The organism is Bacillus sp. FAU20 (assembly GCF_056033865.1).
Map to the genome: position 1 here is coordinate 467,902 of NZ_JBVYHY010000021.1, position 24,153 is coordinate 492,054.

At 34.7% G+C, this 24,153-nt stretch carries 25 protein-coding genes and 2 pseudogenes; 7 read left to right on the plus strand and 20 right to left on the minus strand.

The genetic code is table 11. From position 1 onward, the window contains the following. The 4 genes from AC0OM3_RS16145 to AC0OM3_RS16160 are packed head-to-tail and all read right to left on the minus strand — an operon-like array spanning window position 1 to window position 4,938. Window positions 1–1,263 (minus strand): MBL fold metallo-hydrolase, encoded by a 1,263-nt coding sequence (locus tag AC0OM3_RS16145; RefSeq protein ID WP_474212393.1) that lies wholly within the window; start codon window positions 1,261–1,263, stop codon window positions 1–3. Continuing rightward, window positions 1,260–2,930 carry an ABC transporter permease gene (locus tag AC0OM3_RS16150; RefSeq protein ID WP_474212395.1) on the minus strand — a complete coding sequence of 557 codons (1,671 nt, stop codon included), beginning with the start codon at window positions 2,928–2,930 and terminating at the stop codon, window positions 1,260–1,262. Before AC0OM3_RS16150 ends, AC0OM3_RS16145 begins: the two co-directional genes overlap by 4 nt. Window positions 2,931–2,942: 12 nt before the next feature. Further along, window positions 2,943–3,968 carry an ABC transporter substrate-binding protein gene (locus tag AC0OM3_RS16155; RefSeq protein WP_474212397.1) on the minus strand — a complete coding sequence of 342 codons (1,026 nt, stop codon included), beginning with the start codon at window positions 3,966–3,968 and terminating at the stop codon, window positions 2,943–2,945. After that, the gene (locus AC0OM3_RS16160) at window positions 3,946–4,938 is read right to left on the minus strand and encodes an ABC transporter ATP-binding protein (protein ID WP_474212399.1); all 993 of its coding nucleotides are present in this window, start codon (window positions 4,936–4,938) and stop codon (window positions 3,946–3,948) included. Before AC0OM3_RS16160 ends, AC0OM3_RS16155 begins: the two co-directional genes overlap by 23 nt. Before the next feature lie 162 nt (window positions 4,939–5,100). Here AC0OM3_RS16160 and AC0OM3_RS16165 point away from each other — a divergent pair, with 162 nt between their 5' ends. Further along, entirely contained in the window at window positions 5,101–5,994 is an 894-nt protein-coding gene (locus tag AC0OM3_RS16165; RefSeq protein WP_001050594.1) for a LysR family transcriptional regulator, read from the plus strand. Between the two features lie 40 nt (window positions 5,995–6,034). Here AC0OM3_RS16165 and AC0OM3_RS16170 read toward each other — a convergent pair whose 3' ends face one another. Together AC0OM3_RS16170 and AC0OM3_RS16175 are read right to left on the minus strand one after the other, a co-directional pair. Further along, window positions 6,035–6,559: a hypothetical protein gene (locus AC0OM3_RS16170; RefSeq protein WP_463713158.1), complete on the minus strand. Its 525-nt coding sequence runs from the start codon at window positions 6,557–6,559 to the stop codon at window positions 6,035–6,037. Window positions 6,560–6,685: 126 nt separating this feature from the next. Next, on the minus strand, window positions 6,686–7,954 hold the full coding sequence (locus AC0OM3_RS16175; protein WP_474212402.1) for an MFS transporter: 1,269 nt from the start codon (window positions 7,952–7,954) through the stop codon (window positions 6,686–6,688). A gap of 119 nt (window positions 7,955–8,073) precedes the next feature. Between AC0OM3_RS16175 and AC0OM3_RS16180 the strand changes: the two genes are divergently transcribed. From AC0OM3_RS16180 to AC0OM3_RS16205, 6 genes and pseudogenes are all read left to right on the plus strand, one after another. Then, the gene (locus AC0OM3_RS16180) at window positions 8,074–9,288 is read left to right on the plus strand and encodes a helix-turn-helix domain-containing protein (RefSeq protein ID WP_474212404.1); all 1,215 of its coding nucleotides are present in this window, start codon (window positions 8,074–8,076) and stop codon (window positions 9,286–9,288) included. A gap of 66 nt (window positions 9,289–9,354) precedes the next feature. Further along, window positions 9,355–9,534 carry an H-type small acid-soluble spore protein gene (locus AC0OM3_RS16185; RefSeq protein WP_001025731.1) on the plus strand — a complete coding sequence of 60 codons (180 nt, stop codon included), beginning with the start codon at window positions 9,355–9,357 and terminating at the stop codon, window positions 9,532–9,534. A 217-nt stretch (window positions 9,535–9,751) separates the two neighbouring features. Then, window positions 9,752–11,976, plus strand: a pseudogene (locus AC0OM3_RS16190) (glycosyltransferase). Between the two features lie 75 nt (window positions 11,977–12,051). Further along, a complete protein-coding gene (locus tag AC0OM3_RS16195) occupies window positions 12,052–12,387 on the plus strand; it encodes an antibiotic biosynthesis monooxygenase family protein (protein ID WP_000426498.1) in 336 nt (111 codons plus the stop codon). 2 nt (window positions 12,388–12,389) lie between these two features. Continuing rightward, window positions 12,390–12,995 (plus strand): dienelactone hydrolase family protein, encoded by a 606-nt coding sequence (locus tag AC0OM3_RS16200; protein WP_000660110.1) that lies wholly within the window; start codon window positions 12,390–12,392, stop codon window positions 12,993–12,995. Next, a pseudogene (locus tag AC0OM3_RS16205) lies at window positions 12,996–13,354 on the plus strand (hypothetical protein). It abuts the gene before it with no gap. A 25-nt stretch (window positions 13,355–13,379) separates the two neighbouring features. On the opposite strand, the gene AC0OM3_RS16210 reads toward AC0OM3_RS16205, so the two are convergent. The 14 genes from AC0OM3_RS16210 to fliN form a co-directional block, all read right to left on the minus strand. Continuing rightward, window positions 13,380–13,550 carry a DUF3951 domain-containing protein gene (locus AC0OM3_RS16210; RefSeq protein ID WP_000602225.1) on the minus strand — a complete coding sequence of 57 codons (171 nt, stop codon included), beginning with the start codon at window positions 13,548–13,550 and terminating at the stop codon, window positions 13,380–13,382. 62 nt (window positions 13,551–13,612) lie between these two features. Continuing rightward, window positions 13,613–13,924 carry an AzlD domain-containing protein gene (locus AC0OM3_RS16215; protein ID WP_000425944.1) on the minus strand — a complete coding sequence of 104 codons (312 nt, stop codon included), beginning with the start codon at window positions 13,922–13,924 and terminating at the stop codon, window positions 13,613–13,615. Continuing rightward, complete coding sequence (locus AC0OM3_RS16220) at window positions 13,915–14,640, minus strand: AzlC family ABC transporter permease (RefSeq protein ID WP_474212406.1); 726 nt, start codon at window positions 14,638–14,640, stop codon at window positions 13,915–13,917. Before AC0OM3_RS16220 ends, AC0OM3_RS16215 begins: the two co-directional genes overlap by 10 nt. Then, a complete protein-coding gene (locus AC0OM3_RS16225) occupies window positions 14,633–15,469 on the minus strand; it encodes a TrmB family transcriptional regulator (protein ID WP_061883970.1) in 837 nt (278 codons plus the stop codon). The genes AC0OM3_RS16220 and AC0OM3_RS16225 overlap by 8 nt, the downstream gene beginning before the upstream one ends. A 17-nt stretch (window positions 15,470–15,486) precedes the next feature. Beyond that, window positions 15,487–16,197, minus strand: coding sequence for an alanyl-tRNA editing protein (locus AC0OM3_RS16230; RefSeq protein WP_474212408.1), 711 nt, complete (start codon window positions 16,195–16,197; stop codon window positions 15,487–15,489). 117 nt (window positions 16,198–16,314) lie between these two features. After that, window positions 16,315–17,088, minus strand: coding sequence for a flagellar basal-body rod protein FlgG (locus AC0OM3_RS16235; protein WP_001013938.1), 774 nt, complete (start codon window positions 17,086–17,088; stop codon window positions 16,315–16,317). A 42-nt stretch (window positions 17,089–17,130) separates the two neighbouring features. After that, window positions 17,131–18,450 (minus strand): flagellar biosynthesis protein FlhF, encoded by a 1,320-nt coding sequence (gene flhF, locus AC0OM3_RS16240; protein WP_474212410.1) that lies wholly within the window; start codon window positions 18,448–18,450, stop codon window positions 17,131–17,133. 14 nt (window positions 18,451–18,464) lie between these two features. Beyond that, entirely contained in the window at window positions 18,465–20,531 is a 2,067-nt protein-coding gene (flhA, locus tag AC0OM3_RS16245) for a flagellar biosynthesis protein FlhA (protein ID WP_000472585.1), read from the minus strand. Window positions 20,532–20,554: 23 nt separating this feature from the next. Then, window positions 20,555–21,601, minus strand: a complete 1,047-nt coding sequence (gene flhB / locus AC0OM3_RS16250) for a flagellar type III secretion system protein FlhB (RefSeq protein WP_474212412.1) — start codon at window positions 21,599–21,601, stop codon at window positions 20,555–20,557. A 10-nt stretch (window positions 21,602–21,611) separates the two neighbouring features. After that, window positions 21,612–22,373 carry a flagellar biosynthetic protein FliR gene (locus tag AC0OM3_RS16255; RefSeq protein WP_001055718.1) on the minus strand — a complete coding sequence of 254 codons (762 nt, stop codon included), beginning with the start codon at window positions 22,371–22,373 and terminating at the stop codon, window positions 21,612–21,614. Window positions 22,374–22,388: 15 nt separating this feature from the next. Continuing rightward, window positions 22,389–22,664 carry a flagellar biosynthetic protein FliQ gene (locus AC0OM3_RS16260; protein WP_001098081.1) on the minus strand — a complete coding sequence of 92 codons (276 nt, stop codon included), beginning with the start codon at window positions 22,662–22,664 and terminating at the stop codon, window positions 22,389–22,391. A 33-nt stretch (window positions 22,665–22,697) separates the two neighbouring features. Continuing rightward, entirely contained in the window at window positions 22,698–23,456 is a 759-nt protein-coding gene (locus tag AC0OM3_RS16265) for a flagellar type III secretion system pore protein FliP (protein ID WP_001220582.1), read from the minus strand. Continuing rightward, window positions 23,453–23,773 carry a hypothetical protein gene (locus AC0OM3_RS16270; protein ID WP_000121178.1) on the minus strand — a complete coding sequence of 107 codons (321 nt, stop codon included), beginning with the start codon at window positions 23,771–23,773 and terminating at the stop codon, window positions 23,453–23,455. The genes AC0OM3_RS16265 and AC0OM3_RS16270 overlap by 4 nt, the downstream gene beginning before the upstream one ends. Window positions 23,774–23,785: 12 nt before the next feature. Then, window positions 23,786–24,145: a flagellar motor switch protein FliN gene (gene fliN / locus AC0OM3_RS16275; protein WP_000680010.1), complete on the minus strand. Its 360-nt coding sequence runs from the start codon at window positions 24,143–24,145 to the stop codon at window positions 23,786–23,788. Window positions 24,146–24,153: the final 8 nt, after the last annotated feature.

Below are 24,153 nucleotides of genomic sequence, written 5' to 3' on the forward strand. Positions count from 1 at the left end.
TCAAATGACTTCTATACGTTCCATTGCAAGTGAATATACATTTTCATATCCTGCTGTACTTAGCTTTTGTTGTAATCGATCCGTATCCTCTTTCAAAGCGTGTACTAGCACCGTATGTTCTGGTAATAATGTATTTAACATCTCTTTAACGTCTCTTATACTTTGGTGAACTTTATACGCAACTCGATTCACCCTACATGTATTCCTTACATGCTCTTTCATAACTTTTTCTGCAAAACTCCCTTTCGCAATATGCCCAGTAAAAATAACGGCATTCCGTTTTTCATTCCGAAGTTGTTCATAGTATAACTGTGCTCGTTTCGTTTGCATATTCGCATCGCTCATTACAACTATTCCGTAACTATTTTGCATACTAATGTCATTATCCATCACTATTATGTTTCTTTTTAAACTCTCCATAATCCATTTAAATTCTTCATTATTTTTTATCCAATCTTTATATACGAACATCTCTTCAAATCCATCTAAAATTTCTTTATCTACTATAAGCGGAAATTCTTTATATCGTTCATATAAATACAATACTATATCTTGCGCCCTACCAAGTTGTGGCAGCGGTAATAATGCTATTCCTTTATTTTTCATAACTCGTTCAATTTCTGTACATAGATCGTCTAATCTTTCATTTTGCGAAACATCCTCTGTGTGATAAGCGGCATCTACTATTGCAACTTTTATATTGTGGCCCAATTTCTCAGGTAAATTAGCTCGTAGTATATTAGACTCTGCTGAATAGTCGCCTGAATAAAATACGTATGTATTACACATATCCACCAAAAACCAAACAGCTCCTAATACATGCCCACTATATCCCCATTGAAACCGCAATGTAGGAGTAATTTGTATCCATTCATTTGGATTACTAATCTCATCAATACATACATAATTTAAATCTTTTATATGTTGGTCGCTATAAGGTAAATTCCACCCTTGCATCACATTATAGTTTCTCCATTTTTCATAATATAACGGCAGTTGCTCCTTCGTATAACGAGTCGTCCAAATTTTTTTCTTATAGCCATACTTCGCTAATAAAGGTAAACCCATCGTATGATCTTCATGAATATGTGATAAAAATACCGCATCTAAAAATGGAACAGCTTCTCTCTCTATTTTTGGATAACCATCCTCATAAGATCGATTAATACCACAATCAAATACTATTTTCGTCTCTTTATTTTTTACAAAATAGCAAGAGCGACCGTATTCTCCTGCTCCTCCCCATACTTCCACTCTCATCATGCTACCCCTTTTCGCTTTTGCTCCATATGTTGCAGCAGTAATAAGCACATTGTTGTAAGTCCAACAGAAACAACGGCCATCGCCATTCCAATAGATACTTCACCCTGTTCAAATTGAGCAAAAATAAACGTTGCTGACGTTTCTACTGATGGAGGTAATACGAGAAGTGATGCTACTAACTCTCTTATTGAAATTGTAAATGTCATCGCCCATCCGGCAAGAATGCCTGGGATAATAAGAGACAATATTATTTTTCTAAAAATATAAATATAATTTCCAGAAAAAATACTTCCTGCCTGCACGAGAGAATCATCAATTTGTCCGAGTGATGATTTTACATATTGCACCGTGTAAGGTAAAAACAGAACAACATACGTTACGATAACCATGATTGGTGTATTATAAATTGACATAGGCATATATGGTGAATTCCAAAATAGAATAAGACCTACAACCATAACGATTCCTGGTACCATATTCGGTAACATACCGCACATATCAAGCCATTTTTCAGAGGTTTTTTTCCCCTTTCGAATCATAAGTGCCAAAAAGACTCCAATCATTACCGCAATAATCGCTGTTACGAGTGAAAAAAGAAAACTATTCCATAAAGCCTCTAATCCCGGAGACCCCATTGTAAACAATGCCTCATAATGACTTGTTGTAAAGTTATTTACATGTAAACCGCCGCCTCTTAATTTTGAAAAAGAAGCAATAAGTATAGAAAAGTATGGAATTCCAATTGATACGATTAATAAACCAATTACATACATCCATGCTACAACGCGCGTAAATATAGACAAAGTATATCTTTTAGATTTCACACCTTTTCCACTAACCATTGCATATGAATACTTTCGATTCAATACATTTTGCATATACCAAATGAGCATACAAGCACTAAGTAATAAAGAAGATAATGCTGTTGCACTACTGAAATCAATTGGCCAACTCGAAATAAATTTATGAATTTCTGATGTTAATACGTGGAATCCTATTCTACGTCCGAATGTAGCCGGTGTTCCAAATTCAGCAATCGTCTTTACGAAAATGAGTAAAGCACCCATTACATAACTTGATACTAATAACGGCAATATTATTTTTCTTAAGCGATAGAAAAAACTTCCGCCATGAACTGCTGCAGCCTCTTCTTTACTACTCCCAATCTGAAGTAACGTGTTTTTCAGCATGAAATAAAGGAATGGGAATAAATGCAGACTCATAATTAATACCATACCTCCTAAACTAAAAAACGATGATGAAACTGTCTTTAGCATCGGGAAAAATTGTTCAAAATAGCCGTTAGGTTGCATGAACAAAATCCAGCCCATCGATCCAATATACGGCGGTGTCATAAATGGAATCATAAAAACAATATCTAACTTACTATACTTTCCTACATCTGTTTTGCTCATAATAAATGCCAATGGAAATGCAAATATTGTAGCACCTATTACAACGAGTACACCTAGAAGCATCGAATTTAGAAAAATCCCCGCTAATCCACCACTCTGCATCACTTCAAAAGGCTTTAAAAAATTCCAACTGCTATTTTCATATACACTAGAAAATAAAATAAGAAAAAGTGGAATGACGATTAACATCGCCACAAGTAATAACGCTACCGTCATTCCAACTTGTCTTACTGATACGAATCGATTTACCATGGAATCACCATCTTATTGAAATACTTTCTTAAATTGTTTCCCTATTTCATCTTGCTCTTTCTCAACTGTTTTCCAATCAATATTTAATACTGGAATCTCTTCTACATTTGGTCTATTTTCAGCTTTTATATCTGTTCTACCAGGCAATAAATACGCTTTAGAAACTTGTTTTTGTACATCATCGGATAATAAATAATCAATAAACTCTTTTGCACCTTCAACATTTTTACTATCCTTCATAATCCCCGCTGCACGTGGGCTAATAACTGTTCCGCTTTTTGGATATACGATATCAACAGGTTCACCCTTTGCTTTTGCGCTATACGTCATATAATCAACACCCGCAATGACCATATCTTTCGCACCTGTTACAACTGGGTCTAACGCTTCCTGGTTTGCTCCTGCTACTGTAACTTCATTTTTCTTAAGCTGCTCAAATAAATTCCATCCATCTTGTCCATTCTTTTTCACGTATCCTGTTACAAAGTCTAAAGCTGAACCTGAAAGTGCTGGATCTGGAAGATTCACTTTCCCTTTCCATTCTCCTTTCGTTATATCGCTCCAATCTTCAGGCGCCGTCTTCACATTTTTTGTATTGTACACAACCCCTAATGCTGAAGCACTATACCCGAAATAATGGCCTTTATCATCTGACCATTCAGAACGCAGCTTATCAGCTTGTTTCGCCTCTTTATAAGCTAACGTTTGACCCTCTTTCTTTAATCCTTCCATCGCTGGTAAGGAAGCGAGTACGACAACGTCAACGACTGGATTTTTCTTTTCAGCTTCCATTCTCGCTAAAATTTTACCAGTTGTCCCTTGAAACATTTCCACCTTTATACCAGTTTTCTTTTCAAAGTCTTTTTGAATTTTTTCTGCTAACCCTTTTGGCCCTGCACTATATACAACAATTTTCTTTTCATTCGTATTTTTACTTTTTGCATCTGCATTACCTGTCTTTGAACTACAACCTGTTACTACAGTAGAAAATAGTAAAGTACATACAAATAAAGACTTAAGCGAACTGAATTTCTTCATACGATTCTCCCCCTATATGATGAATACATTTTTTGGGTACATATAACGATACTGGTTTCCCGATGCTTAGCTTACTATTGTGATAGGCTGTCCAGATGCCTAAAGTCCCCATATTTACTTTCACTTCATAACGTTCTCCTACATATATAACGTGCTGAATTTCACCTGTATACATTTCGCACACATCATTTTTTGTCCAACTCACATGCTCTGGACGAATCATTTTTTCACCCTCTACAAGCCAATTCGCCTTACCAACAAATTTGGCAACAAATTCATGAGACGGTTTCACATAAATATCTTCCGGTGTTCCTTTTTGTAATACTTCTCCTTGTTTCATGACGATAATTTGGTCTGACATTGACATTGCTTCTGTTTGATCGTGAGTGACATACAGTGCAGTTAAACCAATGGAATGAACGATATCCATAAGCTCTATTCTCATTTCTTCTCGCAAAATTGCATCGAGTGCACTTAGCGGTTCATCAAACAAAATAAAATGAGGTTTTGTTACAATTGCTCTAGCGAATGCGACACGTTGTTGCTGTCCACCAGAAAGTTCGTGTGGATACCTTTTCTCCATACCTTGCAGGCGAACTCGCTTTATCGCATCCTCTACTTTTTCTCTTAAATGATTCGTTTGCTTTGTAGCCCTTAAACCAAATGCAACATTTTCAAAAACAGTCATGTGCGGCCATAAAGCAAAATCTTGAAATACCATACCGATATTCCGTTCATGAGGAGATGTCTTTATCTTTTTTGTAGCAGAATACATGCACTGGTCTCCAAAATATATTTCTCCCTTATCCGGTTCTTCAAGTCCTGCTATCATTCTAAGTAAAGTCGTTTTCCCACATCCCGAAGGTCCTAAAAGTGTAGTGAATTCCCCTTGTTTCATTACAATCTGCAACGGCTTTAACGCTTGTGTTTTTCCAAATGTTTTTTCTAATCCACTAATTTTAATATCCATCGTCTCACCTCTCTCCCCTCATTCTTAACCTGCTTTCATTCTATATGGAAGATTTATACTGAATGTTAATGTACTGTAAAGATTAAATTAAAAAACTTCTAATAAACTATTTATTTCTATAGATTTTTTCTATAGTTAAAATAAAAAAGGCGGCAATTCATAATGAATCTCTTAAAATTAGAAATTGTAGTACTTATTAAGAAATACAAAAAGCTTACAATCGTTGCAGAAAAACTTGGCGTTAAACAACCAACTATTACTTTTCATATAAAAAGCTTAGAAGAAGAACTCGGTGTGTCTTTATTCGAATTACGTTCTGGAAGGTATTTCTTAACAGAGGCTGGTGAGGCTTTGCACCATTATGCTTGTAAAATAGATGCACTTATGAAAGAAGCTAGACGTGTCACGCAAGAGTTTAAAGATTTTCATAAAGGTGCTATAACAATCGGCGCTAGTTATGTACCAGCGACTTATCTTTTGCCAGCAGTCGTTCATCAATTTCAATGTGAATTTCCCAATATAAAAATAACGCTACTAGTTAAAACAGCCCCTGAAATTCGAATGATGCTACAAAATCACGAAATCGATCTTGGGATAATTTCCGCTGCTCCATTTGATGAACCACTTTTAAAACAAACGAATATAATGCCCGATACACTTGTTCTTGCTTTTTCCAAAGAACATCATTTTTCAAAGAAAGACAATGTATCGTTACAAAATATAGAAAAGGAACGCATACTATTGCATCGTAATCCATCTACAACGAGAGACTTACTTACACAATGGACGTTAGCGCACAACATTACATTCCAATCAGAAATTGAATTAGACTCATTAGAAACGATGAAACAAATTTTAAAATATGGTAATGGAATTGCCTTGATTTCTAAACTTGCTATCGAACAAGAAATACAACGAAATGAGCTATGCTATATACCAATCCCTGAATTTGAATTTCAGCGTAATATTTATACGATTCATCATGAGGACAGATGGAATTCTAAAATCATTTCTTTTTTACTACAGAGCATCACTTCATTTGCAACAAAAAATTAAAAGGCTGTCGTTATGCATGACAGCCTTTTAAACTATAAATCTATTTATTTTTCTTTGCCTCAATTTTTGCTTGCGCCTCTTCAGCCTTATCTAATGCTTCTGATACTTTCTTCTCTTTTTCTTTCACTTCATCTATACTATCGACAGCTTTAATAATTTTATCGATTCCTTCTTCTTCTACCTTTCTACGCTTTGCCACTCTTTCATTTACTTTCTCTTCCACATCTTTTGCTTTTTGAAGCATATTCTCTGCATTTGATGTTACAGCTTTTTCAAGTTCATCATCTTTTTTCTTTTGTAACACTTCATTTGCAATGTCTTTCGCTTCTAAATACTTACCATCTTTTAATGCTGTTGCTCCGTTATCCATCTTCTCAGCAACTTCTTTATATGATTTCGCTTCATTTCCTGATTTCTCTTTTTCTGCTTTTTCGAACCACATTGTTGCATCACTATACTTTTCATCTTTCAATGATTGCATACCTGTTTCAATATATGTGTCATAATTGCTACATCCAGCCATTACGACTAATAGAAAAAGCATAACAAAACTTAATTTTTTCATGCTGTTGTCTCCTTTTCTTTGCAAGCTCACTTTACTTTAACATACATGAAAAAGAGTTTCAAAAACTAAAATACTAATTTAGTCATTTTTATAATGATAAGTCAAATTTTTATTATTTTCTTATTTTTAAGCGGACACATCTACTTGTTTTTTCGCCATATGTTGCTTTACTCCAACTAATACAACTAACAATAAACCTCCGCCTATTGTCATCATAACAATGCTAGTTGGCAACATATCTAATAGTAGTCCATATACAATTATACCAAGTGGTGCGATTGCAGTCGCAATTGTTTCAAGTAGGCCAAACACACGCCCTAGGTAGCTCGGATCTGTCGTTTTTTGCATATGTACTTGCATTGGAATGTTTACAATCATAATTGCTATACCAGTTAACATCATAAAAGCAATATAGTAAATAAAACTTGCTACTTTTGGAATGATAACTAACAACGGAAAGACTGTACATAAACTTAAACCTGCAAACAAAAACAGTCCAGTATAAATAGAACGAAACGGATTATTCACTTCTTTACGCACTGATAAAGAAATCGCTCCCATTAGCATCCCGACTGCTAACATTCCCTCTACAGTACCGAGTTGCTTTGAAGATAAATGCAATGTATGGACGATAATATATGGAAGTGCAACTGTTAGACCACACGCAAAAAAGTTTACCCACAATGCTATTTTTATTAAACCATATATTTCACGTTGTCTTTTTACATATAAAAAACCTTCTTTTATACTCGTCAAGAAATGCTCTTTGCTTTCAGCCATTTCTTTTTTATATAGATCAAATACAATAAACAATTGCAAAATAACCGCTAAAAAGAACGTAATACTATTTAATAGGAAAAACGATTTAATTGAAAAGAAACCATATACAACTCCGCCAATAATCGGCCCTAAAATATTTGATAAAGAAGCCGCCGTTTGATTTAAAGCACTCGCTTTTTGAATACGTCCTTCATCTACTAAACTCGGAATAGACGAAGTTAATGCAACGGAATAAAAACTTGCACAAATTGATAATAATGCTGCTGAAATATAAATAAAAAGAAGTGATGGTCCAAATATAGTAGCAAGAATAAACATACTAAGCATCGTTAAACTACTTAATAAATCAGTACCAATGACAAGCCATTTTCGATTCACACGGTCTGCTACAGCACCAGCAATTGGGCCACAGATCATCCTTGGAATTGATCCGCAAACGAGCGTAATTGCAAACCCCATCCCTGAACCAGTAGTCTTTAATACATATAACCCCATTGCGAACGTATAAATACCTGAGCCTAATAAAGACGTCATTTTTCCAATCATCATTAAAATGATATTTCTAGTTGCAATCTTCATTCTTGAATCATGTTGTCCTATACTTATATCTCCCATTTTTGACTCTCTCCCCTTAAAAGTTAAATTGTGTTAAACTTATTATATAATCAACTTTCCAATTTTCACAACAAAAAGTTAAATACAATTAAACTTCTTAAATATAAAGGAGCAATAATATGGCAACTCTCGGTGAAAAAATTAAAGCATTACGAAAAGAAAAAAAGCTTACGCAAACAGCACTGGCAGGTTCGGAACTGACAAAAAGTATGCTTAGTCAAATTGAAAATGGAAAAGCTACACCTTCTATGAAAACATTACAATATATTGCGGAAAAACTTGAATGTGAAACGAGCTTTTTATTAGAAGAAGATGAAGAAGAAATTGTGGAACTCATTCAAAAAATGGAGCCATTAATAAAATCAAATAAATGCGATGAAGTTTACAAGACTTTACTACCTATCGTTCAAAAAGAACTACCCCTTACTTTAAATACAGCACGTTTATATAAACAGTTCTTAACTGGAGCGGCTATTATGAACGATTACAATATTGAATATTACGTTGAAACAGCTGTTTCTATATTTGAAAAATATACTTTGTATCGCGAAAGTACTGAAACGAAATTACTGTTTTACTATATGCTCTACAAACGGAAAAAATATAAAGAATGTTTACAGTTGATTACCAAAATTCGCGATGAATATAAAACGAAGAATTTAGAAATGGATCTTATTACACATATACAATTATATTTAAAAGAAGCAATTATTTTACTCGCATATGGTAATTATGAAAAATGTGAAAAAATCATTTTAGATGCACTTGCATTTTCAAAAAAACATCAAGTGTATTATAAAACAGATGAATTTTACCGTATTTTATCTTATCAAAAAATCATTACAACCGATAAAGAACGATATTTATATTACATAAAAAAATCGGAGCAATTTGCCATTTTTACAGAAGATACTTTATCCGCTGCAAATATAGATATATTAAAAGCTTATTACTACAATACCGTTACAAATGAATATACAATTGCATTAGAACATTTAGAACAATTCCGAGAAAAACTAAAAGATGTACCGATTTTTCAAGACGATGGATTGTATTATCTTGAAAAAGGAAAATCTCTGTATGGTTTAAAACGTTACGAGGAAGCTTTGGAAACATTAGAACGTGCTAATATTCCAGATTATATGAGTCATCCACTTGATCAGTCATGGTTATTAACAGCTGGATCATATCGTGCCCTGTGTCATATAGAACTTCAAGATAAACCAGCTGCTCTGAAAGAAGCAAAAGAAGCAGTTCAAACGATAGATGGTTATCCTGATTCCATCTTCACTTCATTTATTAAAGAAACATTACAAATAATACAAAAACTTTAAGAATGTCTCTAAATGGTATATTATTCCTCTTTTTTAGCAAAGATAATAATGATGGGAGGAATATAAATGAATATACAACGTGCAATAGAGCTTTCTATGTCAGCAGAACAAGCCAATGTCAATTTTCAAGGCATGCCTGTTATGATTCAACACGTCGATGAAAGCAATGAAACCGCCCGCATATATGAAGTAAAAAACCCAGGACGCGAATTAACTGTTCCAGTTAATAGCTTAGAGGAAATATAAGAAATGCCACTTCTCTTTTGAAGTGGCATTTTTCTTATGAATCAAAAATACGACTATTATTTCTTCTAATTTTTTAAGATTATAATAAGAAAATGTAAAATTTATACTATAAACCTATATTTTGTGATAATGTATGATTTGGAAATAAATAAATCTTTATAGATGAATAATATAAAGTTTTTTTCATTTCCTACTCTATACATAAAGGAGGCATTGTATGAGCCTTTCTATATACGAAGGTTTAGGCATTATTTTTTTCGTAATCATTATGACTTACGCCCTTGCACACAAATATTTATGCTCAAAAAAATTACTTATTATTCTATTTCTCATTTGTAATGCTATTTATCTTATTTGGCGAACTTTTTATTCGTTACCAACTATTAATCTCATAAGTATTATCGCTGGTATTATATTGTTAATTACAGAATGGGCTGGTTACTTACAATCTATCGTTTTCAGCATTGTTTCATGGAAGCCATATAAACGGAAAGAAGTACCATTATCCACTTTCGAAAAACTGCCTACTGTCGACATATTTATTGCAACTTACAATGAACCGATCGATTTGTTAAAACGTACTGTAGCTGCTTGTACGTTGATTACTTATCCGAAAGAGTTACTAAACATTTATATTTGTGACGATGGGCGCCGTGAAAGTGTAAAGCAACTTGCGGCAGAGTTTTCTGTTCAGCACATAACTCGCACAGAAAATAAGCATGCAAAAGCTGGAAATTTAAATCATGCGATGCTTCATTCAAAAGGTGATATTATCGTAACAATGGATGCTGATATGATACCACGAGCTAACTTTTTAGAGCGAACGATTGGTTATTTTTCTAAAAATAATGTTGTATTCGTACAAGCACCACAAGTTTTTTATAATGCTGATCCTTTCCAATATAATTTGTTTTTTGAAGATAACATCGCCAATGAACAAGATTTCTTTATGCGCCAGTTAGAAGAAGGAAAAGATCGCTTTAATGCTACGATGTATGTTGGTAGTAACGCCCTATTTCGCCGCACCGCTCTTGAAGAAATTGGAGGATTTGCGACTGGAGTTATTACTGAAGATATGGCAACTGGTATGCTACTACAAGCTAACAAATGGGAAACTATATTTGTCAATGAAACACTTGCTGTTGGATTATCCCCAGAAACATTTAGTGATTTATTAAAACAGCGTGACCGCTGGTGTAGAGGGAATATTCAAGTCGTAAAAAAATGGAATCCTTTCACTATAAAAGGATTATCTTTTATGCAGCGTCTTTTATATGCAGATGGAATCCATTATTGGTTTTTCGGTGTTTATAAAATGATATTTTTACTAGCACCGCTATTATTTTTAATATTTGATATTTATAGTTTAGAAATTAATTTCATGCACTTATTCATGTTCTGGGCACCTGCTTTTTTAACATCACAGCTTATTTTCAAAGCTGTTTCTAATAAAAAACGAACAACTACGTGGAGTCATGTGTACGAAGTTGCTATGGCTCCTTATATGGGATTTGCTATTTTATCAGAAACTTTCTTACGTAAAAAATTTCAATTTCATGTGACAAGAAAAGGAGTTCAAAATAATACAAGGCATTTTTTATGGATTGCAAGCGTCCCTCATCTCATATTACTCATTTTAACAATTATTGCACTGATTCGTGCAACACTTATGTTCTTATATCCTGAGCAATATCATATTGAAAGAGAAAGTTTATATATTAATATTTTCTGGGTACTATACAACGGGATAGCTATTGTCACTTCACTATTTGTAGCATTTGAAAGACCGCGTTTTCGAAATTCAGAACGTTTCGTAGTAAATTTACCAGGTACTTTATATGCCGAAGATATGATCATTTCTTGCAATGTCCTTGATATTAGTGAAACGGGGGCACGTTTTGAATTAGATTCCTCCATTCCATTTGAAACTTTATCAAGTCTATCTTCCTATACGTTATCTTTTGGCGAGGTAAAAAAGATTCATAGTACAAAAAAATGGATTCAAAGACAAGAAAATTCTGTACAAGTTGGTGTATCATTTGATGATGTATCCCATGAGCAATATTGTAAACTCATTCTTCATTTATTTAGTAAACCGGTTAATGACCGGGTGGAAAAGGTGTACGATAAAGCATTTCTTACACTAGCAATTGCATCTTTCATAAAAAACACAAAAAAAGCACCAAGACAATTTCGCAGACAACATATACGTGAGCAACTGATGTCTCCTGGAACATTGCATATGAATGGGATGCCGATTGAAGCGACTATTATCGACTATAGTACAGGTGGATGCCAAGTACAAACGAACATCCCACTTGTTATTGACCAAATTATACAAGTAACAATGGAGGAACGTAATATTCAAAAGAGAAATGCACAAGTGTGTTGGATTCAAAAAAAGGTCGTAAAATATATGCTGGATTAAAATTCACAGCGTAAAAAAAGAAAAGAAGCGTAGTGCTTCTTTTCTTTTTTTTTACATGCTAAAATACTTATTAAAAGGGGGAAATTTATATGGAAAATGCTTCACAAAAGGCGAGTCATTATTATGCGGTGATATTCACTTCTAATTTATCAAATGATACAACTGACTATAATACCGTTGCCGAAGAAATGGAGGAACTCGCAAAGCAACAACCTGGATTTTTAGGTGTAGAAAGTGCACGAGGTAATTCTGGGCTCGGAATAACAATTTCTTATTGGGAATCACTTGATGCAATTGAAAATTGGAAAAAGAACGCCTTACATAAAGAAGCGAAAAAAAGAGGTCGTGAGCAATGGTATGAAAACTTCCACCTGCGTATTTGCCTTGTTGAGAAAGAATTTAAGTCTCAAAGAGGCACAATATAACTATGAAGGAAAAATTAGCTCTCGTTATTGTTCATGAAATATATGGTGTGAACGACCATATGCATCACGTTGCCCAGCACTTTACTTCATCTCATATAGACGTATTCTGTCCTAATCTTCTACACTTACAACATGCATTTCATTATCGTGATGAAGAAAAGGCATATGAACATTTTGTAAATCATATTGGATTTGATTATGGAAAAAAGCAAATTGAAGAATTCATTTCTCATCTTTCTAGTAGTTATACACATATTGGACTTATCGGCTTTAGTGTTGGAGCTACCATCTCATGGCTATGTAGTAACAATCCGAAAATAAATTTTATTATCGGATGTTACGGTTCTCGTATACGCGACTATGTTCACATAAAGCCTACATGCGCTACACTACTTATATTCCCTGAAAAAGAAGCTAGTTTTTCAGTATCCTCTTTAATTCACACATTGCAGCAACAAAATAATCCTTTATTAGAAATAAAACAACTACACGGTGAACATGGATTTCTAAATCCGTATACTAAAAAATATAACGGACACTCTACAAAACAAGCATATAATGTAATAGATTCATTTCTTGTAAAAAACACTCTTATAAAGGAGATGTAAATGACACTTACATTACTCTTACTTATTTTCATATTCATTGCCTTTTTCTCAGTGCTAACTATTATTTTCGTAACCGTAAAAAAGGGGGAGTTTTCCAAACAGCCCTACTTACAATCTATTATCGTTTGCATTTTATTTTTTACAAATTGGATTTTATATTTATCAACTTTTTATGCGTTACTTCCCGAGAAAATTAGTGAGTTCCTATTCCTACCCATTTGGTTTTTCCTTTGTATTTTAGGTTTTATCACTTTCTGGCGCGAATGGAGAAATAATCGTGTATTTTCCATATGTATCGTTCTTCTTTCCTTTATTAGTTTTTATTTGGGTTATTGTTGTTAGTTCTTTCGGGGATGTAATAGAAGAAGGAAGAAAAGCCAACTTTCAACTTTTCTTCCTTCTCTGTTTACCTTTAGTTTTCACTGTCACTGATTCACAAGGTGTATAATATATTTGAGGTGTCGCCTTATCAACAAACATCATAAACGTAACGAAACCGATAATAAAGAAAATAAACAACGCTAACAAAATTGCTCCTATCGTTAAAAGTATCATAACACCACCCCTATATTTTTCATGTTATTACACTTTTCGCTATTATATGAGCGTAATCCTTTTTAGAAAAAGAAACGTAACAAAATAATCACAACCACTCCCGTTAATACTGTACCTAATAAACTACGAGTATATATCGCTACAAGAAATGTTGGAATTGCTGCAATAAGATAATCCCACTGCATCGTCTCATGCATAAATAAAACTTGTGCTAAAAGTGCTGCTAATATCGCAATTGGTATGTAATTTAACCATTTTAAACCCCAGTCTGGAATTTGTAGTTTACTAAATACGAGTAGAGGTAAAATACGTGGCACGAGTGTAACAGCTCCTGCTGCTAGTAAAAGTAATAATACATCTAATCTCATTTCCATTTTTCAATCACCACTCCAATCGTCGCAGCTAGTAATGTTGCGATAATAACTGCTATACTATCTGGCATAAATAGGTGTGAAACGTATGCGATAATAATCGCTACAATTGCAACACTTAAATGAATTGCTAGCTTTGGTTTACTACTTATGAGCTGAAGTACAAATAATCCGATAAACATCGCTGGTAATGCATAATCCATCCCGTATGTATGTGGATCTGGTATCCACTCACCAAATAGCCCACCAATAATAGTAGCAAGAATCCAATTTAAATACGCTGTTACGTTAAGCCCTATCATCCATCTTTCACCTAAATATCCTTTTTGCGCAGCATGCTGCACTGCAACGCCGAAAGTTTCATCTGTAATTTGCGAACCGATGATTAAGTTTTTAAATAGAGGAATTTTCCTAAAGTACGGTGCAAGTGCAGCACTCATAAGAAGGTGGCGCAAGTTAACAAAAAATACAGTAAAAATAATTGCGGAAGCAGGAGCACCGGCTGCATACATACCAGCTAATATAAATTGGGCAGAACCTGCATAAATTAAAGTGGACATAAATGCAATTTCAATGATAGAAAAACCTGCTGTTTTTGCAATTACACCAGCTGCTATACCGATGCTCAAGTAACCAAATACAGTTGGTAAACAATCTTTTACTCCTTGCTGAAATGTATCATCGCTCTGCAAAGCTACATGTGCCTGAGCTTTACTCATCCTTATCATCCTCCATTCCTTCTAAAGTTCGTTTTCCTGTTACGACATGAACTAGATCTATATTTTCACGCCATAACGTATCTAACTTATCAGCTCCAAATTCCTTCGTAATTTCTTCAACCATAATATCGTGCCGCACATACTCTGTAGCAACGAGAACTAGCGCTGGGTCATACGTTGTAACGGCCCATGAAGTGCTATCATTTGAGAATTTCGCAATTAATACTTCCTCTCCATCACGAGCAATAACAGTTAAATGACCACCCATTCTCTTTTCAACAACGTGGGGCGTCATATAATTATGGTGAAATGTCGCTCCTATTTTTGTTTCTGGAGCTCCAAATAAGATTGAAAATATATGTACGCCTTCCTCTTCCTTTTGATGAATGTATGGTTCAATTTCATGCACTTGATCTTCCCATAAAGAAACCCATAACTCTTCCTTAGCTCTACTAATTATATTGCATATTTCTTTCAAAACACGATCATTTGAACGAATATGCGAAATTACATCTATTTGTCTCTCTTGTTCTAAACAATTTAATTTCTGGTCTAAAAACTCAAAGGACTTTTCAAAGTCTTTTCGCATTCGATTCATTAATTCGGTAGCTGGTACTGGTACATATTTAACTGGTTCAGAAGGTACAATATGCACCGCTCCTTTATCCATTAACTTACCGAGTACCTCGTAAATCATAGAACGAGGTACTCCTGTTTGTTTACTCACTTCATAGCCTGTTACTGGGGAATGTTTTAGTAGTCCAATATACGCTTTACATTCATATTGGGAAAATCCTAACTTTTGTAATTCCTTTATAATTTCATCCATCGGTAACCCCTCACAATCTAAATCGCCCTTACTTCAAAACGACGATTTTGCTTTCCTTTACTTTTTACTTTATCAATAACAAGTGTTCCTATTTCACTCGTATTTTTCACATGTGTGCCTCCACAAGCTTGTTCGTCTAAATTTTCAATTGTAACAATGCGGATTTCTTGGATAGTAGTTGGCAGGAGATTTATTGCTGTTTTAATCATTCCTACAGCATTTTCTGCTTCTTCGCGGTTCATATAACGAGTGGAAATTTCTTTATTTTGCTTAATAAGTTTATTCACTTCCTCAACAATTTCTTCTACTTCCACGCTCGATAACTCTTGTAACTCATTAAAATCGATACGTGCTTTATCAGGATAAATTTGATTTCCAGTGCATAGAGCTCCATACTTTTCATAAACAACAGCTCCGATAAGATGCAGTAAAGAGTGATGACGCATTAAATTATGACGTCTTTCCCAATTTATCTCTAATTTAACTGGACCTAACTTTACTTGTGTTTCGTCTTTTATATAGTGAACTATTTCTCCTTGCTCCTTCTTTACTTTTTCAACTTCAAATACAGACCCATCTTGTACAATGACACCCGTATCACATTCCTGTCCTCCACCAGTTGGATAAAAAATTGTTTCTTTTACAAATACTTTATTCCCTTCTACTCTTATCACTTCTGTTTCGCAACTCGTTTTGTATGCATCTTCTAAATATAATGCCGTTGTCATACTCTCACCTCTTTAGTAGTTATAGTTATACCTACTAATATAAAAAAGAAGCTCCGTAAAGTCAATTGATAATTCTGAAATTTAAAATTAATAAAAGACTCCTTTATTAGGAGTCCACTATCTCAATATTTCATTCGCTTCTTTTTCATAAATTTTATCAAATGACGTCATAACGCGCTGTGATGCTTGAATCATCTTTTGATCTGTCATAAGATCTGCCATCTCTTTCGTCATATCAACATTCGAATTTTCTAGCATATGATTTTTTACTATTCCTGTTCCGTTCGGTAAATTAGCAATGTTTCCTTCTGCTAGTGTAAAGCTTTTGTTCTCTCTTTGCACAAGACGAGCATTCGTTTCGGCATCTACTGTTTTTGTTTGCAAACGAGCAATATTATTTTGTGTTACTTCATCATATAATGTACCATCTGCTTGTACAGCAACCTTTGCTCCTTCTGGAATACGAATACGCTCATTATTAACATCCATCACATAAGCACCTGAAGATGTTTGTAAATAACGATCACTATTTAATGTGAAACTACCATCTCTCGTTAAAAACGTTTCATCATTTTTAGAAGTAACGAAAAATGATGTTGTGCCGGCCGCGCCGTCATCTAAAAAGAAATCTGTAGCGCTATTTGTCATTTGTATATTTCCTTGTACTAAATTCACATGCGTTGCAGCTGGTACTACAGCGTAATCGACCGAACCGATATTTGTTACCGCCCCATCTCCGCGGCGATATGTGTCTTGTACATCAAATACTTTAGACGTCATATTTTCTGCTTTAAATCCTGTCGTTTGAGCATTTGCAACGTTATTCGAATGAACATTAATGCGCTGCATGTAATTCATCATGCCCATAGAACCTATATAAAGACCGTTCATATTCGTTTGAATAAGGCAAGCGCCTTATTCTTCACCTCTTTTCTACGATGTTTGTAACATTTGTTTTGCTAAATGTTCAGCTGTAGCGATATGTATATTTTTCTTTATGTCTTGGCCATCTGTCATTAATACAATAGGAGCTGATGATACTGCTGGAATTTTCAACAATTCGCCACTACTTGCTGTTTCATCAAATTTCGTAAACACAATACCATCTATATGAATATCTTTAAAGTTTGTAATAATTTCAATCATATCTTTACTTTTCATAGAAGCTGATAACGTTAAACAAATATAATCTGGTTCTACTTGTCCCATCGTTTCAATCATTTCTTCCACTGTTTCTGACGTACGATAATTTTTCCCTGCTGTATCAATTAAAATATAATCGACGCGTGCTTCTTCTTTAAAATACGTAAGCGCTCTTGTCATTGCAGCTTCATCACGCACAGCAATTACTTCAGATCCAATTGTCTTTACGTTATCTTGCAATTGCTGCACTGTCCCTATGCGCGAATGATCTGTCGTTATAAAACCAACTGTTTTTTTCTTACCGTGAAATTGCCATGCCATTTTCGCAAGTGTCGTCGTTTTACCAACGCCAGTTGGACCGATTAATGCAATTGTTTGTACTTCTTTTTCAAAGACGTTTTCCGTATTAAAATGAGATTTCATATCTTCCAATATGTACCTGATAACTTCTTCTTCCGTAATCATCGTTGCATTTTCAAACTTTATTTTTAACTTTTCAGCATATGCATGAATGAAATATTGTTCCACATCGTTTTGTTCTAGCATCCGAATTACTTTTTGAATAATAAACGGTACAGATTCTTGATTTTCTTTCTTTGGAACTACTTCTTCTTTCTTTACCGGAACGACTTGTTTCACAAATTTTTTCTTTTTCGTTACTTTCGTTACTTCCGTTTCTTTCATCGGTTTCACAACGACGATTCCTTTTTCAAACAGCTTTAATAGTTTCTCTTTTTTTCTTGCCCATTCTTCACTATTTCCTGTTTGCATCGCCGCGTATGACATAGAAGTCGTTACGTTTTCTAAATTGTGCAGTACTGATTGAATTCCATTCGCCTTCACAATTTGTTCTGAAGGATCATTCACAACATCCATTAATTGTTCATGAAATTGAGCTGTACCTTCATTCACTTCTTCCTGTTTTTCTTCTGGAAATGCAACTAACATTTCATAATCCTTTTTCCAAAAAAACGGTATATTTCGTTTTACACTTTCATCGACAACGTAATAATAATCTGTACCATATTGGTCAAATAACTTTCGATACAATTCATTTTTCGAAGCTGCTTTTATTCGCATTAACGCTTCTTTCTTTTCTGTACTTTCCATTACTTCACCCCCTACTATTCAATATAGGCAATTTGATCCACAACAATTTCTGGTGCTAATTCACTAATACAAAGTACTTGTGCTTCCACTTGATAACGTTCTAGCAGTCTTACAATCGCAAATCTAAAATCTTTTCTACGTGTTAATAACACTGGTTCTCTTCCCATTAAACGTGCTTGCTTAAAGACGCGCTGCACTTGCTCAACGACACGTGTTTCTAAATCTAAATCCCAGTTTAATAAGTAACCTTGATATGAATTATTCACAACATCCGCATCTAACTCAATTGAATCAGAGAAGAGCGCTGCATATATTTTTCCGTCCGGATTTTTCGCATTTTCACAAATAACTTTTGAAATACATTCACGAACAAATGATGTTACACCATCCACGTGGTTTTGATAAATTTCCTTGCCGTCAATAATACCTTCAATAATTGTTGGTAAATCACGAATAGAAATACCTTCTTTTAGAAGTTGTTTAATAACATTTTGAACAAGTGATAAATCAATTTCTTTTTTCTTAATCTCTTCTAATAGAACGCCATTATCATTTTCAAGCGAGTTAATTAAGTCTTTTACATGTTGGCGCTGAATTAATTCATGAAGATTACGTCTAACGACAACATCTAAATGTGTAATTAATATGCTAAGTGGCTCTAACACTTGATAGCCTTTCATTTGTGCATCTTGCACCATATGCTCTAAAATCCAATATCCATCTTCACCGAAAATTGGATCTTTCGCTGGCTCTGCATCTAAATCAGCCATTACGTTTGGTGTTTTCAGTGCTAATAAATAACCTGATTTTAAAACACCTTCAGCCGCCTTCGCACCTTTAATTCGAATAATGTAACGTCCGCGTGGTCTAAAGCTCGTATTATCTTTAAAGTTAATTCCAGGAACGTTAATACCAAGGTCAGTAATAATTGACTTCCTCATAAGAACAACTTTATCACGCGCTGTTTCCCCGTTAATTTTTTGCTTTACAAGTGCTGCTAAATCTAAACCGAGTTCTACTATAATTGGATATTTATCCGTAAATACTCCAAATGAATCTTCTACTTGTTGCAGTTGCTCATCTTCGCCTTGGATCATTTCTATTTCTTTTTGAAGCTCGTCTTCTTTTTCTTTCTTTATTCGATTTTTATTACGAATTCCTAAGAAGATAATTGTTCCGCCAACGAGTGCGAATGGTAGAAACGGTAGCGGAGTAAAAATACCCATTGCGATAAATAAACCACCGAGCGCATATACAACGACTTCATGCGCTAATAACTCTTTAAAGATACCTTCTGTTACTGTATCTGGTGAGCCGTCAAATACACGCGTTACGATAATACCAGTTGAAATCGCAAGCATAAGCGATCCAATTTGGTTTACGATTCCGTCACCGACAGTTAACTGTGTATAATGAAGAGCCGCATCTGCAAAGCTCATCCCTTGCTGCATCATTCCGACAATTAAACCGAAAATAATGTTTACGAATAAAATGACAATCCCGAAAATAACGTCCCCTTTAATGAACTTTCCGGCACCATCCATCGCCCCATAAAACTCTGTTTCCATATTTAATTTTTTTCGTTTTGCTTGTGCATCTTTTTCTGAAATAATACGCTGGTTTAAATCAGCATCGATAGACATTTGTTTCCCTGGTAAAGAATCAAGTGTAAAACGAGCTGCTACTTCAGCTGTACGAGACGCACCGTTTGCAACAATAAACTGGAATATGATTAATACTGTAAAAATAACGATACCAATTAATAAGTTTCCGCCAATTACGAACTGGCCGAACTCTTCAATAACATGACCTGCATTTCCATCTGTCAAAATCGCTCGCGTCGTCGAAACGTTAATCGATACGCGGAAAATCCCGATTAATAACAACATCGTTGGAAATGACTTTAATTCATCCCACTCGTTAATACTTGTCGCTCGCATATAAATAAGCACTGACATACTTAGTAGAAAAACGATAATGATATCAAGTATAAATGGTGGAAGTGGAATTAAGAGCGCCACTACGAATGACGCTGCTAAAAAGATAGAAAAATAGGTTCTTGCAGACTCTATCTTAAACAAAGAGATCTCCTCCAAACGCGCTATTATACTTCAAGTTCGTTCGTCTGAATTAAATAGCGCATAACTTCAATTACAGCTACGTATAAATCTTCTGGAATCGCCATATCTTCCTCGACTTGATAATATAAAGAACGAGCAAGCGGACGGTTTTCCACCATTGGTATTTCTTGTTCACGGGCAAGCGTTCGTATATATAACGCGAGCTCATCTTCCCCTTTTGCAACGACAATTGGTGCTGCATCAACGTGTTTATTGTAACGAAGTACGACCGAAATATGAGTCGGGTTGTTTACAATAAACGTTGCGCCATCCATCTTCTTCGCAATTGTTCCTTGCAAGATTGCATGCATAAAGTTTTTTCGTTTCCCTTTTACTTGCGGGTCCCCTTCATTATCTTTATGCTCTTGTTTCACTTCTTCTTTTTTCATCTTAATATCTTGCTCGTACTCCCATTTTTGATAAATGAAATCAATAATAGAAAGAACGATTAAAATAATTAAAATTGCTAAGAAAATAAATTTAATTTGCCTAATAATTTCAGTAAGTGACGCAGTCCAGTTAAATCCAATCATGCTCACGATTTTCTCTAAATTCTTTTTAAAAAGAACGTAAGCGACGTAACCGATTAATCCCATATAAAACAGTGATTTCAAAATATCTACTAAACTTTTACGACTAAACAGTCTCGTGAAATAGTTTTTCGGATTAATACGTGATGCTTTCGGTTGAATGACTTTAGAAGAAAATAGGAACCCGACTTGAATCATATAATTGAATAAATGAAAAGCGTATACGAGTATTAATATCGGAGCCGATACTTTCAGTAATAAAATCCCCATTAAATAAAAATACTCGGTTGAATCTGTATTTTTTCCAATTTGACCAAACAGCACCGCTACGGAATTCGCAATCTCATACCCTAGCCAATCTCCGAAGAAATAAACGACAACTGCTAATACGAGAATGGAAAATAAATTATTTAAATCTTTACTCCGGGCAATATTCCCTTCTTCACGCGATTTTTTACGCTTCTGCGGGGTGGCCTTTTCTGTTTTATTATCCTTTGCCATGCGCGTCCCCCTACTTCGTTAAGAAAAAGTTAAATAGTTTCGTATACTCTTCAAGTAATACATCCGTCATATTTTTAAACACATAACCGAGCATCGGTACACTCATCGCAATAAACAAAATACCGCACGTAATTTTAATTACGTATGCATTCATAAAAACGTTTAATTGCGGAGCGTTTTTTGCAATTAAAATAAGAACAAAGTTAATAATGAATAAACTTCCCATAAGCGGAAGAGCAATTTCAACCGCTGATGTGATCGCAAATAATAGCGTTGCGAGTAGACTATCTAAAAAACTAGTCGTCAACAATTTTGAAATCGCCTCTGTATATTGAAACGACTTTAAAATCGTGGCAACGAAATAATTAATGCCGCCAAGTGAAATAAAAATAATGAGAAAAAATATATCAAAAATGGTTGATAGTAAAGTAGACTGTGAGCCCGCATTTACATCAAACAAACTTGCCTGTGATAAACCGATATCAAAGTCTAAAATATGCCCGGCCATTTTCGGAATGTTCCATAGCATTTCTACAATTTTTGAAAGTGATAATCCAATTACAATTTGCGTTCCTGCATAAGCTGCAACGTCCCAAACTGTCTTGATGTGAGAGACATCCACTTGATCGGCCACTGTAATTGAAAGAGCAAGTCCAACTGTAACCTTCGCCATTGCTGGAATGGATCGTCCTGAGAAAAACGGTAAAAAATATAAAAATGAAGTAATGCGGCAAAACGCAAAAAACGTTGCCGCCCATAATTCCATATTCATTTCAGTTCACCTATCTTAGTACGAACGCAATAGCGATGGGATTTTATCAAATAAATCTAAAATAAGTGTCGTTAACTCTTGGAACATCCACGGACCTAAAATGATAATAACAAGGACAATACTCGCCATTTTCGGTAAAAACGTCAGCGTTTGCTCTTGAATTTGCATCATTGCCATAATAACCGCGATAATAATAACGACAATCAGACTTACAACGGCAATCGGCATTAAAATCATAACCCCTTTATAAAAAAAGGTTTGGAAAATATCTATAATTGGTGACGTATTCATTTATATGACTCCTATCACATAGCATCAAGCGCTTCAGGCGACCGTCTTAAACATAATATCGACGATTTTTGTATATCCACCTAAATATACGAAAACGAGTATTTTAAACGGTAAACTTAAAATCATCGGCGGTACCATCATCATCCCGAGGTACATTAAAAGTGTACTAATAATCAAATCTATAAATACAAACGCTAAATAAATGAACATCCCTGTAAGTAACCCTTTTTGAATTTGCGTTAACGTAAAGGATGGTACGAGTGTAAATAGTGAAAGATCTTTCAAATCTTTCGGCAACTCTTCTCCGCGTACTTTCAGCATCATTTTCAAATCATGCTTATACGTATGCTTTGACATATATTCTTTCATAATAGGAGCTGTCGTTTCCGCAGCTTGGCTTACTGTTATTTTCTCTTTCGTCATCGGATCCCACACATCGCTCTTCAGTTGCCCGAGTACAGGCTGCATCGTAAAGAGTGATAAAAATAATGCAAGTCCAACAAGCACTTGGTTTGGTGGTAAATTCATTACCCCAAGTCCTTGACGTGTAATCCCAAGAACGATCATAAAATAAGTAAAATGTGTAAATAATAGAACGATAGAAGAAGATAATGATAAAAGGGTAACGAGCGCAAATAGTTGTACACTTGAATTACTCGTAAACTCTTTTCCATTTTCGAAATTAATAAAACCGTTCGGGGCCGCATACGCTGGATTTACAAAAATAATTGAAAAAACGATAGAAAATACGAAAATAACGGCTAATAATGATAACTGTTTCTTTATTCTCATGATGGATCCTCTACTTTTTTCGTTTCAGTCTTCACCGCGTCTTCTAGTGCTTGTTGAAACTGATTTCCTGTTCCGGTTAATTGCACAGACTGCACACCGTTATTACTAATAACAGTGAACACTTGCTTTCCGTCCACTTCAAATAAAAAGGCACTCGTTTGATGATTTAAATACACGCCGTCTTTTACTTGAATATGGCCATTTTCACCCTGCTTAAAAAACTGCTGTTTGCGCGTCTTTTTTGTCATATAATATGCACCGTAACCGAGCGCACCAAACAGTAAAACGACTTGAAATAAGGTCGTCATATACGACATATGACTCCTCCTCTACTCTTTATCTTGCATTTGACTTTGCGCTTTCATAAGCGCCGCTTGTTTCTTGTCAGCTTCAATTTCAGAAATGATAATACCGAATTTCTCGTCCATTACGATTGCTTCACCGATGCCGACTTTCATATTACTTAAATACACATCTACTTTATGTCCTAAGTTTTTCTCTACTTCAAGAACATCGCCAACTTTTAACTGCTTTACATCACCAAGCGTAATAGATGACTTTCCAAGCTTTACACCAAGTTCAATCGAAATATCTGAAACAGTATCGATATGTGCTTTGCCTGCTTCATTTCGCTTTCCTGCAAAATCTTCTAATCCCATTAATGACACGGGAGATACTTCATGCTTCATATGGATCC